Source organism: Burkholderia sp. AW49-1 (assembly GCF_053427845.1).
The window spans coordinates 1-325 of the sequence record NZ_JBSAXF010000126.1 but is presented as its reverse complement, the minus strand read 5'-3'; the positions used below and the strand labels follow the sequence as shown (position 1 = coordinate 325).

1 protein-coding gene is annotated in these 325 nt (G+C 61.5%); it reads left to right on the top strand.

The features are described 5' to 3' along the window. Window positions 1-325, top strand: a 325-nt coding sequence (locus tag ACV22W_RS33705; protein ID WP_448023863.1) for an amidohydrolase family protein, incomplete at both ends; no start/stop codon positions are given.

Genomic DNA, 325 nt, shown 5'->3' with positions numbered 1-325 from the left:
GTGAACTGGACGAAGAGCGTCAAGTATCACGACGGCACCGATTACTTCCGCAACAACGGCGCGGGCGAGATGCTGGTGTTCTCGGCGGCCGATTTCGAGGACTTCCGCGTCGCGCGTCCCGATCTGCCGGCGCAGATGGAAGACGATCTCGAAGGCGTCGTGCGCGTGCTCGCGCAGAACCGCTGGCCGTGGCGCATGCACGCGACCTACGACGAAACGATCAGCCGCGCGCTCGACGTGTTCGAGAAGGTCAACAAGGACATCCCGCTCGAAGGGCTGAACTGGTTCTTCGATCACGCGGAAACGATTTCCGAGAAATCGATGG